Source organism: Vibrio sp. KUL70 (assembly GCF_059725515.1).
Map to the genome: position 1 here is coordinate 3,002,510 of NZ_AP045834.1, position 15,151 is coordinate 3,017,660.

General features: G+C 47.2%; 12 protein-coding genes and 1 rRNA gene. 3 read left to right on the forward strand and 10 right to left on the reverse strand.

Annotated elements, in window-relative coordinates; all coding sequences use genetic code 11:
- Window positions 1-4: 4 nt before the first annotated feature.
- The 7 genes from AC6I7V_RS13520 to trxA form a co-directional block, all read right to left on the reverse strand.
- Window positions 5-1,559, reverse strand: a 16S ribosomal RNA gene (locus AC6I7V_RS13520).
- Between the two features lie 500 nt (window positions 1,560-2,059).
- Complete coding sequence (gene fre / locus AC6I7V_RS13525) at window positions 2,060-2,773, reverse strand: NAD(P)H-flavin reductase (RefSeq protein ID WP_150895980.1); 714 nt, start codon at window positions 2,771-2,773, stop codon at window positions 2,060-2,062.
- 20 nt (window positions 2,774-2,793) lie between these two features.
- Window positions 2,794-3,063, reverse strand: coding sequence for a 2Fe-2S iron-sulfur cluster-binding protein (locus AC6I7V_RS13530; protein ID WP_032552274.1), 270 nt, complete (start codon window positions 3,061-3,063; stop codon window positions 2,794-2,796).
- On the reverse strand, window positions 3,060-4,904 hold the full coding sequence (ubiD, locus tag AC6I7V_RS13535; RefSeq protein WP_498011027.1) for a 4-hydroxy-3-polyprenylbenzoate decarboxylase: 1,845 nt from the start codon (window positions 4,902-4,904) through the stop codon (window positions 3,060-3,062). Before ubiD ends, AC6I7V_RS13530 begins: the two co-directional genes overlap by 4 nt.
- Window positions 4,905-5,000: 96 nt before the next feature.
- Window positions 5,001-5,996: a hypothetical protein gene (locus AC6I7V_RS13540; protein ID WP_498011028.1), complete on the reverse strand. Its 996-nt coding sequence runs from the start codon at window positions 5,994-5,996 to the stop codon at window positions 5,001-5,003.
- Window positions 5,997-6,109: 113 nt separating this feature from the next.
- Window positions 6,110-7,369, reverse strand: a complete 1,260-nt coding sequence (rho, locus tag AC6I7V_RS13545; protein WP_032552271.1) for a transcription termination factor Rho — start codon at window positions 7,367-7,369, stop codon at window positions 6,110-6,112.
- 196 nt (window positions 7,370-7,565) lie between these two features.
- Window positions 7,566-7,892, reverse strand: coding sequence for a thioredoxin TrxA (gene trxA, locus AC6I7V_RS13550; protein ID WP_032552270.1), 327 nt, complete (start codon window positions 7,890-7,892; stop codon window positions 7,566-7,568).
- A 111-nt stretch (window positions 7,893-8,003) separates the two neighbouring features.
- Between trxA and rhlB the strand changes: the two genes are divergently transcribed.
- Both rhlB and gppA read left to right on the forward strand, forming a co-directional pair.
- Window positions 8,004-9,314: an ATP-dependent RNA helicase RhlB gene (rhlB, locus tag AC6I7V_RS13555; RefSeq protein WP_498011029.1), complete on the forward strand. Its 1,311-nt coding sequence runs from the start codon at window positions 8,004-8,006 to the stop codon at window positions 9,312-9,314.
- Window positions 9,315-9,320: 6 nt separating this feature from the next.
- Window positions 9,321-10,814, forward strand: a complete 1,494-nt coding sequence (gene gppA / locus AC6I7V_RS13560) for a guanosine-5'-triphosphate,3'-diphosphate diphosphatase (RefSeq protein WP_498011030.1) — start codon at window positions 9,321-9,323, stop codon at window positions 10,812-10,814.
- Between the two features lie 93 nt (window positions 10,815-10,907).
- Here the strand turns inward: gppA and AC6I7V_RS13565 are convergent, their stop codons facing one another.
- From AC6I7V_RS13565 to recQ, 3 genes are all read right to left on the reverse strand, one after another.
- Entirely contained in the window at window positions 10,908-11,579 is a 672-nt protein-coding gene (locus AC6I7V_RS13565; protein ID WP_498011031.1) for a 7-cyano-7-deazaguanine/7-aminomethyl-7-deazaguanine transporter, read from the reverse strand.
- A gap of 231 nt (window positions 11,580-11,810) precedes the next feature.
- Window positions 11,811-12,110 carry a DUF3630 family protein gene (locus AC6I7V_RS13570; RefSeq protein WP_032552265.1) on the reverse strand — a complete coding sequence of 100 codons (300 nt, stop codon included), beginning with the start codon at window positions 12,108-12,110 and terminating at the stop codon, window positions 11,811-11,813.
- Between the two features lie 32 nt (window positions 12,111-12,142).
- Entirely contained in the window at window positions 12,143-13,981 is a 1,839-nt protein-coding gene (gene recQ / locus AC6I7V_RS13575) for an ATP-dependent DNA helicase RecQ (protein ID WP_498011032.1), read from the reverse strand.
- A 180-nt stretch (window positions 13,982-14,161) separates the two neighbouring features.
- Here recQ and rarD point away from each other — a divergent pair, with 180 nt between their 5' ends.
- On the forward strand, window positions 14,162-15,070 hold the full coding sequence (gene rarD / locus AC6I7V_RS13580; RefSeq protein ID WP_498011033.1) for an EamA family transporter RarD: 909 nt from the start codon (window positions 14,162-14,164) through the stop codon (window positions 15,068-15,070).
- Window positions 15,071-15,151 lie beyond the last annotated feature (81 nt).

Genomic DNA, 15,151 nt, shown 5'->3' on the forward strand with positions numbered 1-15,151 from the left:
CGTATAAGGAGGTGATCCAGCCCCAGGTTCCCCTAGGGCTACCTTGTTACGACTTCACCCCAGTCATGAACCACAAAGTGGTGAGCGTCCTCCCGAAGGTTAAACTACCCACTTCTTTTGCAGCCCACTCCCATGGTGTGACGGGCGGTGTGTACAAGGCCCGGGAACGTATTCACCGTAGCATTCTGATCTACGATTACTAGCGATTCCGACTTCATGGAGTCGAGTTGCAGACTCCAATCCGGACTACGACGCACTTTTTGGGATTCGCTCACTCTCGCAAGTTGGCCGCCCTCTGTATGCGCCATTGTAGCACGTGTGTAGCCCTACTCGTAAGGGCCATGATGACTTGACGTCGTCCCCACCTTCCTCCGGTTTATCACCGGCAGTCTCCCTGGAGTTCCCGACATGACTCGCTGGCAAACAAGGATAAGGGTTGCGCTCGTTGCGGGACTTAACCCAACATTTCACAACACGAGCTGACGACAGCCATGCAGCACCTGTCTCAGAGTTCCCGAAGGCACACCTGCGTCTCCGCTGGCTTCTCTGGATGTCAAGAGTAGGTAAGGTTCTTCGCGTTGCATCGAATTAAACCACATGCTCCACCGCTTGTGCGGGCCCCCGTCAATTCATTTGAGTTTTAATCTTGCGACCGTACTCCCCAGGCGGTCTACTTAACGCGTTAGCTCCGAAAGCCACGGCTCAAGGCCACAACCTCCAAGTAGACATCGTTTACGGCGTGGACTACCAGGGTATCTAATCCTGTTTGCTCCCCACGCTTTCGCATCTGAGTGTCAGTATCTGTCCAGGGGGCCGCCTTCGCCACTGGTATTCCTTCAGATCTCTACGCATTTCACCGCTACACCTGAAATTCTACCCCCCCTCTACAGTACTCTAGTTTGCCAGTTTCAAATGCAGTTCCGAGGTTGAGCCCCGGGCTTTCACATCTGACTTAACAAACCACCTGCATGCGCTTTACGCCCAGTAATTCCGATTAACGCTCGCACCCTCCGTATTACCGCGGCTGCTGGCACGGAGTTAGCCGGTGCTTCTTCTGCAGCTAACGTCAAGAAATGCCGCTATTAACGACACCCCCTTCCTCACTGCTGAAAGTACTTTTACAACCCGAAGGCCTTCTTCATACACGCGGCATGGCTGCATCAGGCTTGCGCCCATTGTGCAATATTCCCCACTGCTGCCTCCCGTAGGAGTCTGGACCGTGTCTCAGTTCCAGTGTGGCTGATCATCCTCTCAGACCAGCTAGGGATCGTCGCCTTGGTGAGCCATTACCTCACCAACTAGCTAATCCCACCTAGGCATATCTTGACGCGAGAGGCCCGAAGGTCCCCCTCTTTGGCCCGTAGGCATCATGCGGTATTAGCCATCGTTTCCAATGGTTATCCCCCACATCAAGGCAATTTCCTAGGCATTACTCACCCGTCCGCCGCTCGACGCCGATATCGTTCCCCGAAGGTTCAGATAACTCGTTTCCGCTCGACTTGCATGTGTTAGGCCTGCCGCCAGCGTTCAATCTGAGCCATGATCAAACTCTTCAATTTAAGATTTTGTGACTCAATGAATACTGATTACATTCCCCATTCGTTTTAGCAAAAAGCTTACGAATAGTGACTGTGAATTGACTGTGCTAAGACCGAAGTCTTAATTGGTCACTCAGTTCATTGAAATCAAGTTGAAACCGAAGTTTCTTTTTTGATATTCATCAACGAGTGCCCACACAGATTGATAGGTTCTAATTTTTAAAGAGCTTTACTTTTTTGAGGCTTACCTCTCAAAGTGGACGGCCATTCTAGCGAATTAACATTCAGTGTCAAACACTTTTTGAAAATTAATTTCTTTCGAATTTTCGTCTTACTGATTACTGCTGAAGCCTTGTGGCGCCTGCCGTGTCAGTGAGGCGGCATTATAGAGATACCTAAGAACTTGGCAACTACTTTTTCATAAAAATTGAATAAACAGGGGTTAACTGCCTAATAGTTCATCAAAACCAAAAAAAGAGAGCATTTCTGCTCTCTTTTTGAACGAAATAATACGCTTTTAATTAGATAAATGCGTAGGCATCAGCGTACATATGCTCGCGTTTCGCATCTTTTTTCTCAGTAAACTGCTCTCTTGCAGCGCCTGCCATTTCAAAACGACCTGCAATATAGATGTCGTAATCAGCTAAAGACTCAAAGTTATGGTTGATAGCTTCTAACACATTCCCTGTTTGACCGCTCCATGCTGCTGGTGCGTCTTCTACTACTGGCACAAAATGAACATTGCTGTGCTTTTCTGCAATCTCAGTTAGTTCTGCTTTCGCGTAAAGCTGGCGCTCATCTTTCGCACCCCAGTATAGGTGAATCTCTTTTTGGCTATTCTGGGCAATACAGTGATCAAGAATAGAACGTACGTAGCTGAAACCCGTACCACCAGCTACTAGTAATAGTGGACGATCGCTCTCTTCTTTTACCCAAGCGTCACCGTGAGGCGCATCAATCGCGATATCTCCATCTTCTGCTAGCGCTTTTTGCATAGCTTCTACTACTTCGAGTGCGTAAGCGTTATGTTCTGCGGCACCGATATGTAGCTCTAGTTCACCTTCGTGACGGCAAGGGCTGCTTGCGATTGAGAATGGGCGCTTATCTTTCTCGCCCATCTCTACCATAAGGTATTGACCAGCTTTAAAGGCTACTGGGGTTTCTGGGTGAAGTAGAATCTGGTACGTGTTACACGCCAACGGCTCGATAGACTTCACTTTACATTTAATTGTCATGCTATTCCTCTCACAGACCTTTAATCAGCAAAGGTCAGGACTAAATTACTTTCTGCTATTGCTTGGCAAGCGAAGATCCACCCTTGTTGCTGCTCTTTCTCTGTAAGCATTGGCTCAAGGTGGTAACTGACTTGCCCTTCTAGTTTTTTGCACATGCACATCGCACAAGCGCCGACTTGACAACGGTTAGGGAAGTTAATGTTGCTGTTGAGCGCAGCATCCAACACCGTTTGCCCTTTTTCTATATCGAAGGTGATATTTTCTGGATACAAGACTACTTGGTAGCTCATAAGATTCCTAGTTGTTCCCAGATACTATCAACTTTTTCGACAATCTTTGGATCTTTTGTAATGGGGGAGCCCCACTCACGTCGACACTCTTGACCTTGAATCTTATTCGTCGCATCCAATCCCATACGAGACAGTGAAGATGGTTGTGATTCAAAAACCGTATCGCGCGCCGGATCCATTCGCGTGGTGATCGCCCAGATAATATCGTTCCAATCACAAACATTAACGTCGCCATCACACACAATCACGAACTTGTTATCAACAAACTGCTGCCAGATGGTCTCCATCACTTCTTTTGCGTGATGCGCCTTCGCTTTCTCAATCGAAACCACGACCATGCTGCTATTGTCGTTCTGCAGATGAATATCGATGATTTCTGGATGAGCTTGCATGAGCTGTTTTAGCGCTTGCTCGCATACCGGCTTGTCTTCACTGACAAAAGAAGCTTCAGGAGATAGTTCAAGCTCGGCATCCCACTTCTTGGTGATATCCAGTCCCATCTTAGAGCCTAAGCCCACAACGGGAGATGCAAAGTCGAGAGAATCAATAGGCGTGCTCTCAATCATCAGTGTGTCACGCTTAGGGCTCATATGCTCAGCCATCGCAGCGGTGACTTCAGACCAATCTCGCGCATTAACGCTCTCATCGCATACCAGTACAAATTTGGTGTACATGAACTGACGTAAGAAAGACCATACCCCCATCATCACGCGTTTTGCATGACCCGGGTACTGTTTCTTCATGGTCACTACTGCCATTCGGTACGAACATCCTTCAGGCGGTAGGTAGAAATCTTCTATTTCAGGGAACTGCTTTTGCAGAATTGGCACGAACACTTCGTTCAGCGCCACACCTAATACTGCAGGCTCATCTGGCGGACGGCCTGTGTAGGTGCTGTGATAAATAGGGTCTTTACGCATGGTGATATGAGTAATGGTAAACACATGGTGTTTTTCTTTCTCATTGTAGTAACCCGTATGATCACCATATGGACCTTCATCAGCAAACTCATTCGGGTCGATATAGCCTTCCATCACAATCTCTGCGCTGGCTGGCACCTCTAGATTGTTGCTAATCGATTTAACCACTTCCGTTTTGCTACCACGCAGCAGACCAGCAAACGCGTACTCAGAGAGCGTATCTGGCACTGGTGTTACAGCTCCTAGTATGGTGGCTGGATCTGCGCCAAAAGCAACTGATACTGGGAATGGCTTACCTGGATTTGTCTCCATCCAGTCTCGAAGATCGAGTGCTCCACCTCGGTGAGCAAGCCAACGCATGATGATCTTGTTCTTACCTATCTTCTGTTGACGGTAGATACCCAAGTTTTGGCGTTTTTTATTTGGCCCACGAGTAACCGTCAAGCCCCAAGTTAGTAGTGGCGCGACATCATCTGCCCAACAGCTCATTACCGGTACTTTATCGAGATCCACCTCATCACCCTGCCATACTATCTCTTGGCACGGCGCTTTACGCAGGCGCTTGGCTGGCATATTTAAGACTTGTTTAAAGACTGGGATTTTTTCTATCGCATCTTTAAAACCTTTAGGCGGCTCTGGCTCTTTAAGATAAGCCAGTAACTTACCTACTTCGCGTAACTCTTTAACATCCTGACGCCCCATACCGATAGCGACACGCTCTGGTGTACCAAATAAGTTGGTCAACACAGGCATGTTATAGCCAATTGGGTTTTCGAATAGCAATGCAGGACCACCAGCGCGTAATGTACGATCGCTGATCTCTGTCATTTCATAATCGGGGTCGACAGGGTGAGAAATGCGCTTTAGCTGACCAATCCCTTCAAGGTGATCGATAAAGTCGCGTAAATCCTTATAACTCATAGGGCTTCTAATGCTGATTAATCTGCAAGCAGTATATCAAAAAGGGGCATCCTGAGATCCCCCTTTTTAGTAAGGTTATTGCGAGCTAAAACCCAGTTACGGTAGCACCTTCTGGATTACAGAGCTTTTCACTTGTGGGTTGTCATTAACTAAGTCTTGTAACCACCCTGTGTGGCCTTGTTTGGCTAACTCACGTGCGACCAACGAAGCGTCGTCTGCTATCGCCATGCGAGAGACTAGAAATGCTTTTACCTCTTCCGAAAGTGGGTTCACTCTTGTGAGTAAGGTGATCGCTTCTTCTTTTAGACGTGGGTTCTTAGTCGCTGCCATCACCTGTTCTAATGCGAAAGGTTCTTTACTTTGTGCTAAGCGCACGAGCTCCGCTTGGCTATGATAGTCGGCTTTCATCTTCCATAGGATTTGATAGACCTTAGGGTCTTCGCTAACTTGCGCCAAGCGCACTACCACTTCGGTTGATGGCAGCCAGCTTACGATTGGCGACTCGGTCAACTGTTTCGTTAGGTAATTGACCGCCTCTGGAGACAAACTATCAAGCTCACGAACCAGTAATGCTTCACGCGTTTGAACTTGATGCTCTCCCCCTGAGAGCCACGACCTTAAATCGAGATCTTTATTTTCCGCATTTAATACAAACACCAAGGTACTTTGGTCTTCGCGGAACTGTTTGATAAGACGACTAGCAATGGATGGATAGTTGAATGCCGGAACCGTAAATTCATAACCATCCCCACGTTCTAAAACTTGGTAAGTGGGTGTAATAGCCAGCTGTTGCTCTACAAAGATCGACATCTTGGAGGTAAGAGCTATATCTAGCTGCTCTATCTTTTTGAGCAATTGGTAACGAGCCACCTCTTGCTGGGGAAAGGTAAGACGTTCAAGGGCAAATCGCAACGAATTCACTTCATCGCGCATCACTAATTCTAGAAACTCTGAGGTCTTTTGTTTTACTTGGTCATTCTCCAGCCACATTTCGACTGTTTGAGGAGACATCTCTGTCGCGAATGATGTGCTGACAGGTGTAAATAACAGTGAAGTAGACAGGAGTATTGAAGACAACAGTCCATGTTGCATTTTAACTTCCTTGTAACACTTTTGGTTATTCTGCAATCTACTCACCAAAAATGCAAATAAAAAGCGCTACCAGTGGCAGCGCTTCATAAGCGTTCTAGATAACGATATCAAACTTATTGACGACGCATTGCATCAAAGAACTCATCGTTGGTCTTTGTCATCGCGAGCTTGTCGATTAGGAACTCCATTGCATCGATTTCGCCCATTGGGTGAACAATCTTACGTAGGATCCACATCTTCTGCAGCTCATCGTTCTTCGTCAGTAGTTCTTCACGACGAGTACCTGAACGGTTGAAGTCGATTGCAGGGAAAACACGCTTCTCAGCGATCTTACGGTTCAAGTGGATTTCCATGTTACCTGTACCCTTGAACTCTTCGTAGATAACTTCATCCATCTTAGAACCAGTATCAACCAGTGCTGTTGCTAGGATAGTCAAGCTCCCCCCCTCTTCTACGTTACGTGCCGCACCGAAGAAACGCTTAGGACGGTGTAGCGCGTTGGCATCCACACCACCAGTCAGTACTTTACCTGATGAAGGTACTACGGTGTTGTATGCACGTGCTAGACGAGTAATAGAGTCAAGTAGGATAACAACGTCTTTCTTGTGTTCAACAAGACGTTTCGCTTTCTCGATAACCATTTCTGCAACTTGTACGTGGCGAGATGCTGGCTCATCGAAAGTCGATGCAACTACTTCACCTTTAACTAGGCGTTGCATCTCGGTTACTTCTTCTGGACGCTCATCGATAAGAAGTACCATTAGCTCACACTCTGGGTGGTTGTGAGCAATGCTTTGTGCAATGTTCTGAAGCAACATTGTCTTACCCGCTTTAGGCGGAGCAACAATCAGACCACGCTGACCTTTACCAATTGGTGATGCAAGATCTAGTACACGTGCTGTGATGTCTTCAGTAGAACCATTACCGCGCTCCATAACCATACGCTCGTTAGCGTGCAGAGGGGTAAGGTTTTCAAATAGGATTTTGTTACGAGCGTTGTCTGGTTTGTCGTGGTTTACCGTATTTACTTTAAGCAGTGCAAAGTAACGTTCGCCATCTTTTGGTGGGCGAATCTTTCCGGCAATTGAGTCACCAGTACGTAGGTTGAAACGACGAATCTGACTTGGCGATACGTAAATGTCGTCAGGACCAGCTAGGTATGAGCTGTCTGCGCTACGCAGGAAACCAAAACCGTCTTGCAGAATTTCTAGAACACCATCACCGAAGATGTCTTCACCACTTTTCGCGTGTGCTTTAAGGATAGAGAAGATAATGTCCTGTTTTCTTAGACGAGCTAGGTTTTCTAGGCCTAGGCTTTCGCCAAGTTTAACAAGTTCAGATACAGGTCTGTTCTTCAGTTCTGTAAGATTCATTGTGGTGGATGCTTGTTTAGTCAAAATAAGATCTGTTTTCTAGTTAAGAGGGATTCGGTCACAGGATCGACCAAGAAGAGAAATTTGTTCAATTAACGTGCGATAAATTATCACTAAAACTAAGCCTAGTCTATAGCTTAGAAAAAACAAAACCGTGCATTTGTTAACTGCACGGTTTCTTTTTATTGCTTGCCTATTATAGGTTCGCGTCTAGGAACTCTTTTAGTTGAGTCTTAGACAGAGCACCAACTTTAGTTGCTGCTACGCCACCATCTTTAAAAAGAAGTAGCGTTGGAATACCACGGATACCAAACTTAGGTGGTGTACCCGCGTTTTGGTCGATATTCAGTTTACCGATAGTGAGCTTGCCTTCGTACTCGTCGGCGATTTCATCAAGAATCGGCGCGATCATCTTACATGGACCACACCATTCTGCCCAAAAATCAACAAGAACCGGGCCTGCAGCGTTGATTACGTCGTTATCAAAACCTTCATCAGTAAGCTGCAAAATCTTATCACTCATCTTCCACTCCAATGTGTTTTTTAGAACTGGTTGGATGATAACCAGTAAATAGATGCCCTATTGGAATGTATTTACTTTCGTATTGCAAGCTTAAGCTGATATTCTATAGCTATGAAAAAGACGCATATCACAGAGCAAAAGTTCGCCGATTTGGATTTAAACGCCCAAGTCATTGAAGGATTGGAGAAAAAAGGGTTCGAATATTGTACCCCGATTCAAGCCTTGGCGCTGCCGGTACTGCTCACCGGCCAAGACATCGCAGGCCAGGCCCAAACGGGCACTGGTAAAACGCTCGCGTTTCTTACTGCTACCTTTAACCACCTGCTAAATACGCCTGAACACGAAGGTCGTAAGCCAAATCAGCCTCGTGCAATTATTATGGCTCCGACGCGCGAGCTAGCGATTCAGATCTTTAACGATGCTGAGCCTCTTATCGCAAGTACTGGTATTAAAGCGGCACTTGCCTACGGTGGCGAGAGCTACGATAAGCAGTTAGCTAAGCTAGAAGACGGTGTAGACGTTCTGATCGGTACTACAGGCCGTATCATCGACTTCTACAAGCAAAAGGTATTTAACCTAAACCACATCCAAGCAGTTGTACTGGATGAAGCGGACCGTATGTTCGATCTTGGTTTCATTAAAGACATCCGATTCTTGTTCCGTCGTATGCCTGAGCCAAAAGATCGCCTGAACATGCTGTTTTCTGCGACGCTTTCTTACCGCGTACAAGAGTTGGCGTTTGAGCACATGCACAACCCTGAGCATGTTGTGGTTGAGCCTGAGCGTAAGACAGGTCACCGCATCAAAGAAGAGCTGTTCTACCCATCAAATGAACACAAGATGGCACTGCTGCAAACGCTGATCGAAGAAGAGTGGCCTGAGCGTGCAATCATCTTTGCTAATACTAAGCACAAGTGTGAGTCGGTATGGGGTCACCTAGCCGCTGATGGTCACCGTGTTGGCCTACTAACGGGTGATGTACCTCAGAAGAAGCGTGAAAAAATCCTTGAGCAATTCACTAAAGGTGAAGTTGACCTACTGGTTGCAACCGACGTTGCGGCACGTGGCCTACACATTCCTCAAGTAACTCACGTATTCAACTTCGACCTACCGGACGATTGTGAAGATTACGTTCACCGTATCGGTCGTACTGGCCGTGCTGGTGCAAGTGGTCACTCAATCAGTTTCGCTTGTGAAGATTACGCAATTAACCTTCCAACAATCGAAGAGTACATTGAGCACGCAATCCCAGTTTCTGACTACGATGCTTCGGCACTTATTGAAGATCTGCCAGCACCATTGCGCCTGCGCACGCGTAACCCGCAACAGCGCCGCTCAAACAACGGTGCTTCTCGTAACGGTAACCGTAAGCCGAACCAAAACCGTCGTCCACGCCAGCCGCGTCATAACAAGGAAGCTTAAACGCCTATGACTCAAACAGTGTCACCCCCGCTATACGCTGCTATCGACCTCGGGTCGAACAGTTTTCATATGCTCGTTGTGCGTCATATCGATGGCAGCGTCCAAACCATGGCTAAGATTAAGCGCAAAGTTCGTTTAGCTGCCGGCTTAGATGAAAATAATGCTCTTAGCTTAGAGGCTATGCAGCGAGGTTGGGATTGTTTGAGTCTCTTTGCTGAGCGACTTCAAGATATTCCTACTGAAAACATCCGCATTGTCGGTACTGCGACCCTGCGTACCGCAACCAACGTGGATATTTTCTTAGAGAAAGCGAATCAGATCCTTGGTCACGACATTAACGTTATCTCTGGTGAAGAAGAAGCTGCGACTATCTATAAAGGCGTAGCGCACACCTCGGGTGGCAGCGGTCGTCGTTTAGTGGTCGATATTGGTGGCGCGAGTACCGAGATGATCATCGGTGAAGGTTTCTCAGCCAAAGCACTGACTAGCCTGAAAATGGGCTGCGTAACATGGTTGGAGCGCCACTTTAAAGATCGCCAACTGACGGCAAGCAACTTTGAGCACGCAATTGACGCTGCCAAAGCGACACTAGAGCCAATCCTAGAGAGCTACACCAAGCTAGGTTGGGATGTGTGTGTGGGTGCGAGTGGCACAGTACAAGCTTTGCAAGAGATCATGCTAGCGCAAGGCATGGATGAGGTGATCACTCATGCCAAGCTTAAGCGTCTGCAAAAGCAAGCGATGATCGCCGAACGTTTAGAAGAACTAGAGATCGAAGGTCTCACTCTAGAGCGCGCTTTGGTATTCCCAAGTGGCCTTTCTATTCTGATTGCGATTTTTGAACTGCTTGAGATCGACTCAATGACACTGGCCGGGGGCGCACTGCGTGAAGGCCTAGCCTATGAGATGGTCGATGAGCTGCGTCAAGATGACATTCGTGCACGTACGATTGCGAGTGTTCAATCTCGCTACCAGATGGATACCCAGTACGCTGAGCAAGTTTCTCAGTTGGCTGAGTCTCTTTACCAACAGGCTGGTAGCAGTGAGTGGATTGCAGAGCCTCAAGCTCTCGTCATGCTACAAACCGCCGCCAAACTGCACGAGATTGGTCTCACTATCGACTTTAAAAAGGGTGGTGAGCATAGCGCTTACTTACTTCAGCATCTCGATTTGCCAGGCTTTACTCGCGCACAGAAGCACTTCCTTGGCGAGCTAAGCCGTCGTTACCGCGAGCAGTTAACATCATTACCAGAGCAACATGCAATTTCAGGTACCAGCGCTAAGCGTGTACTGCGCTTGTTGAGACTGGCTATTCTGTTAACTCACCGTCGTAACCCAGAGCTTGAGCCACAAGTGACGCTTTCTGCCGATGGCGATAACTTAACTGTAACTATCGATCAGCAGTGGCTTGCGAGTAATCCGCTTACCGCAGCCGAGCTAGAGATTGAAGCCAACCGTCAAACCGACATTGGCTGGCCGCTAACCATTGCTGAATCATAACCGGCTTAATTGCGATTTATACTAAAAAGGCCCTCACATTCGAGGGCCTCTGTTTATCTAATTCACCGTTGATACAGTGATTCAATACTTCGCCTAAGCGTTCACGCCAGTTGCTTTAAAGCTAGGGTTAACCGATGTCAGTTTCTTCACGATGTAGTTCAGTAGTACACCGTACATCGGTACGAACAGACCTAAGCTGATCACCAACTTAAAGCCATAGTCCACCAGAGCAATCTCAGTCCAATGTTCAGCCATGAACGGATCTGGGCTTTGATAGAAAGCAATCGCAAAGAAAGCGATGGTATCAATTGCGTTACCGAATAAGGTTGAGCATGTTGGTGCAATCCACCACTGTTTCAGTTGGCGCAGACGGTTAAATACGTGCACATCAAGAATCTGACCCAGCAGATACGCCATAAAGCTTGCTGCTGCGATACGAGCCACAAACAAGTTAAACTCGCCAAGCTGTGCAAAGCCTTGGAACTGACCTTCGAAGAACACAACCGATAAGAAATACGATACTGCTAGTGCGGGTAGCATCACCAAGAAGATGATTTTACGCGCTAACTGAGCACCGAAAATACGTACGGTCAGGTCGGTCGCTAGGAAAATAAACGGGAAAGTGAACGCACCCCATGTGGTATGCATACCGAAGATGGTGAAAGGCAGCTGAACAAGGTAGTTACTTGATGCAATAATGATCAGGTGGAATAGAACTAGCAGGGCTAGAGCTTTGCGCTGTTGCGCAGGGGTAAAGTTACTCATGCGGTACCTTTTTAGTTTGGTTTGGGGGTGAGGGAACCCAAATCGAGTGACTTATTCATTTATCATGAACAAGGCTCTTACCAATAATGTGAATAAAAAATCTGTTTAACTTTGCTCTATTGAGCGGCGGGCGATTATACATTAATCAATTTTGACTGCAATAAGAGGAATAAACGCAAACGTTTATCCCTAACATTTCTTCATTTCAGTAGTGATTCCGTGGGAGTAGAATTAGAAGCCACGTTTAAACAGAGAAGCCAGATAATCGAACTCTTCTCGACTCGCCTCTGGGCTCAGAGACTCAAACCAAACTGACTCGCTGTAATGTTCTGACTTCAGGAACAACTGACACCCTTCAAAATCCACCAGCCAAGAGTGCATATCCGCATCCCACTGCTTCTCAATCACACTGGCAGAAAGCAGCGCAACGAGCTTCTCTCCTAATTCCGGAAAGGTGTCAAAGTCAAAGCTTGGCGTGGTAATTAGCAGTCGACCTTCTTCAGCCAGATATTCTCTCAGTCCAAATTCCATTTTACTTCTCTATCTATAGATTGGCGGTGTCTTTAACCGTGGTTAGTAATGTGTTCTTGAATCAAATCAAGGAACGGATCGGCATATTTATCAAGTTTACGCTGGCCAACACCGTTCACTGCTAGCATCTCACCGTAAGAGGTTGGCAAAATTTCCGCCATGTCGATCAGCGTGGCATCACTGAAGACAACGTAAGGCGGTAAGCCATCTTCATCGGCAATCGACTTACGTAGCTTGCGCAGCTTAGCAAACAACTTCTTATCGTAGTTCTTACTGCTGAGTTTATCGGACTTCGCGCTGCGTGCAGCCGTATCCAGACGTGGCACTGCCAATTCTAGTGTCATTTCTCCGCGTAGCAGCGGGCGCGCTTCTTCAGTCAGCTGTAACGTAGAATTGCGGGTAATGTTTTGGAACAACAACCCTTTATGAATTAACTGACGGAAAATACTGATCCAGTAGTCATGGCTGTGGTCACGACCAATACCGTAAGTAGAAAGCTTGTCATGTCCATTGTCACGAACGCGGATATTCTGCATACCGCGCATCACTTCAACCACATATCCCATACCAAAGGACTGGTTTACTCGATACACACATGACAACGCTTTTTGCGCTTCTTCGGTCGCATCAAAGTGCTTGGGTGGATCAAGGCAGATATCGCAGTTGCCACATGGCTTTTCACGATACTCACCAAAATAGTTAAGTAGTACCTGACGACGACAGGTTTGCGCCTCAGCGAAGGCACTCATCGCATTAAGCTTATGAGTTTCGACCTGCTTTTGCGGGCCGTCATCTTTCTCATCCAACATACGGCGTAGCCAACCCATATCTGCTGGGTCGTACAACATCATCGCTTCGGCAGGTAGACCATCACGCCCTGCTCTACCCGTCTCTTGATAGTAGGACTCGATGTTTCTTGGGATGTCGAAATGCACCACAAAACGAACATTGGGTTTGTTGATACCCATGCCAAAGGCTACGGTCGCTACGACTATCTGAATATCATCACGCTGAAACGCTTCTTGAACATAAGCGCGTTCGTCCGTATCCATACCAGCGTGATAGCCCGCAGCACGAATACCGTTATTACACAGCTTCTCGGTAACCATCTCTACTTTCTTACGGCTACCACAATAGATGATGCCGCAATTACCGCGCTGGGTTTCAAGGTAACGCACCACTTGAGAAACCGGTTTGTGCTTCTCTACCAGGTTATAGCGGATATTAGGACGGTCAAAGCTGCCTAAGTGGGTGTGAGGATCCACCAGCTGCAAGCGCTGAATAATGTCTTTACGTGTCGCATCGTCGGCGGTTGCCGTCAATGCCATATAAGGGACATGAGGAAAATACTGTTTAAGCTGACCAAGTGATGCGTATTCTGGGCGGAAGTCATGACCCCATTGTGAGATACAGTGCGCTTCATCCACCGCGATCATCGATAATGGTAAACCTTGCAGGCGCTCAATGAAATCACGCATCAATACGCGCTCAGGTGAAACGTAGACCATCTTTAATTGGCCTGAGTTCATGCGATTGAAGACGGAAATTAGCTCTTCACGTGGCATTGAGGAGTTGATGCACTCCGCCGCCACACCATTGGCCTTGAGTTGGTCCACTTGATCTTTCATGAGCGAAATCAGTGGCGAGATAACTAATGTGAGCCCCTCACGCACTAACGCGGGAATCTGGTAACAGAGCGACTTACCACCACCGGTTGGCATAATCACTAAGCTATCTTGCCCGGACACCGCCATATCGATCACCTCTTGCTGACCATCTCTGAACTCTTGATAGCCGAACACCTCCTCAAGCACGCTTTGAGCGCTGATGGTGGTATTGGTGGTTTGTTCTGCAATCAAAGTAGCGGTCATTGGGTATCCTAATCGCGGGGTTAAATAAGCTCGCTCAGCAGTAAAGCGAGGCGACACATTGTAGAGGGGAATGGTGGTGAATAAAACCGCAAATTATTAGGTGAAACAGTCTAACGCTCCTATACTGACCAACTCTCTTTATAAATCTTATTCATAAGCACTCTGTGCCAGAGATAATTCATGACACCAGAACAACAACAGCGTACACGCCAAGGTATTTTGCTTGCGATTGGGGCGTATACGATGTGGGGCATTGCGCCTATATATTTCAAATCGTTAAGTGAGGTTTCTCCGTTAGAGATCCTGAGTCACCGTGTAGTTTGGTCTTTTTTCTTACTCGCTTTCCTACTACACCTTGGCCGCAGCTGGCGAAATGTTCGCGACACACTGACCTCCAAGCCGAAAATGACTTATTTGGTTGCCACCTCTCTATTGGTCGGTGCCAACTGGTTAATCTTCATCTGGGCGGTCAACGCCAACCACATGCTCGACGCCAGTCTAGGGTATTACATCAACCCGTTAATTAATGTGGTACTTGGTATGATCTTTTTGGGCGAGCGTCTCAGAAAGCTACAGTGGTTTGCGGTTGGCTTAGCCACGATTGGTGTTTTAATTCAAATTGTCGCGTTCGGTTCTATCCCTGTGGTAGCGATTGCTCTCGCCTTCTCATTCGGTTTCTATGGCTTGTTAAGAAAGAAAGTCAGCCTCGAAGCACAAACCGGCCTGTTTATTGAGACCTTAGTGATGCTACCTGCTGCTGCCATCTACCTGCTGTTTATCGCGGATAGTGCAACATCGGACTTAGCGGCGAACCCAGCAGCGCTCAACCTGCTGCTGATCGCTGCTGGTATCGTTACAACCTTACCTCTGCTGTGTTTTACTGGCGCTGCAACACGACTCAAGCTATCGACACTCGGCTTTTTCCAGTACATAGGCCCAAGCTTGATGTTCTTGTTAGCGGTTCTCATTTATGGCGAAGCCTTTACGACAGATAAAGCCGTCACCTTTGCCTTCATTTGGGGCGCACTGGTGATCTTCAGCTTTGATGGGCTGCGCCACAACAAAAAAAGCAAACGCACTCAACAGTGATGTGATCGTTTTTTACAAGACAATTTAGAAATACAGAGATAAGCTTGGTTGGATTGATGATAATTTAACCAAGCTTTTTTA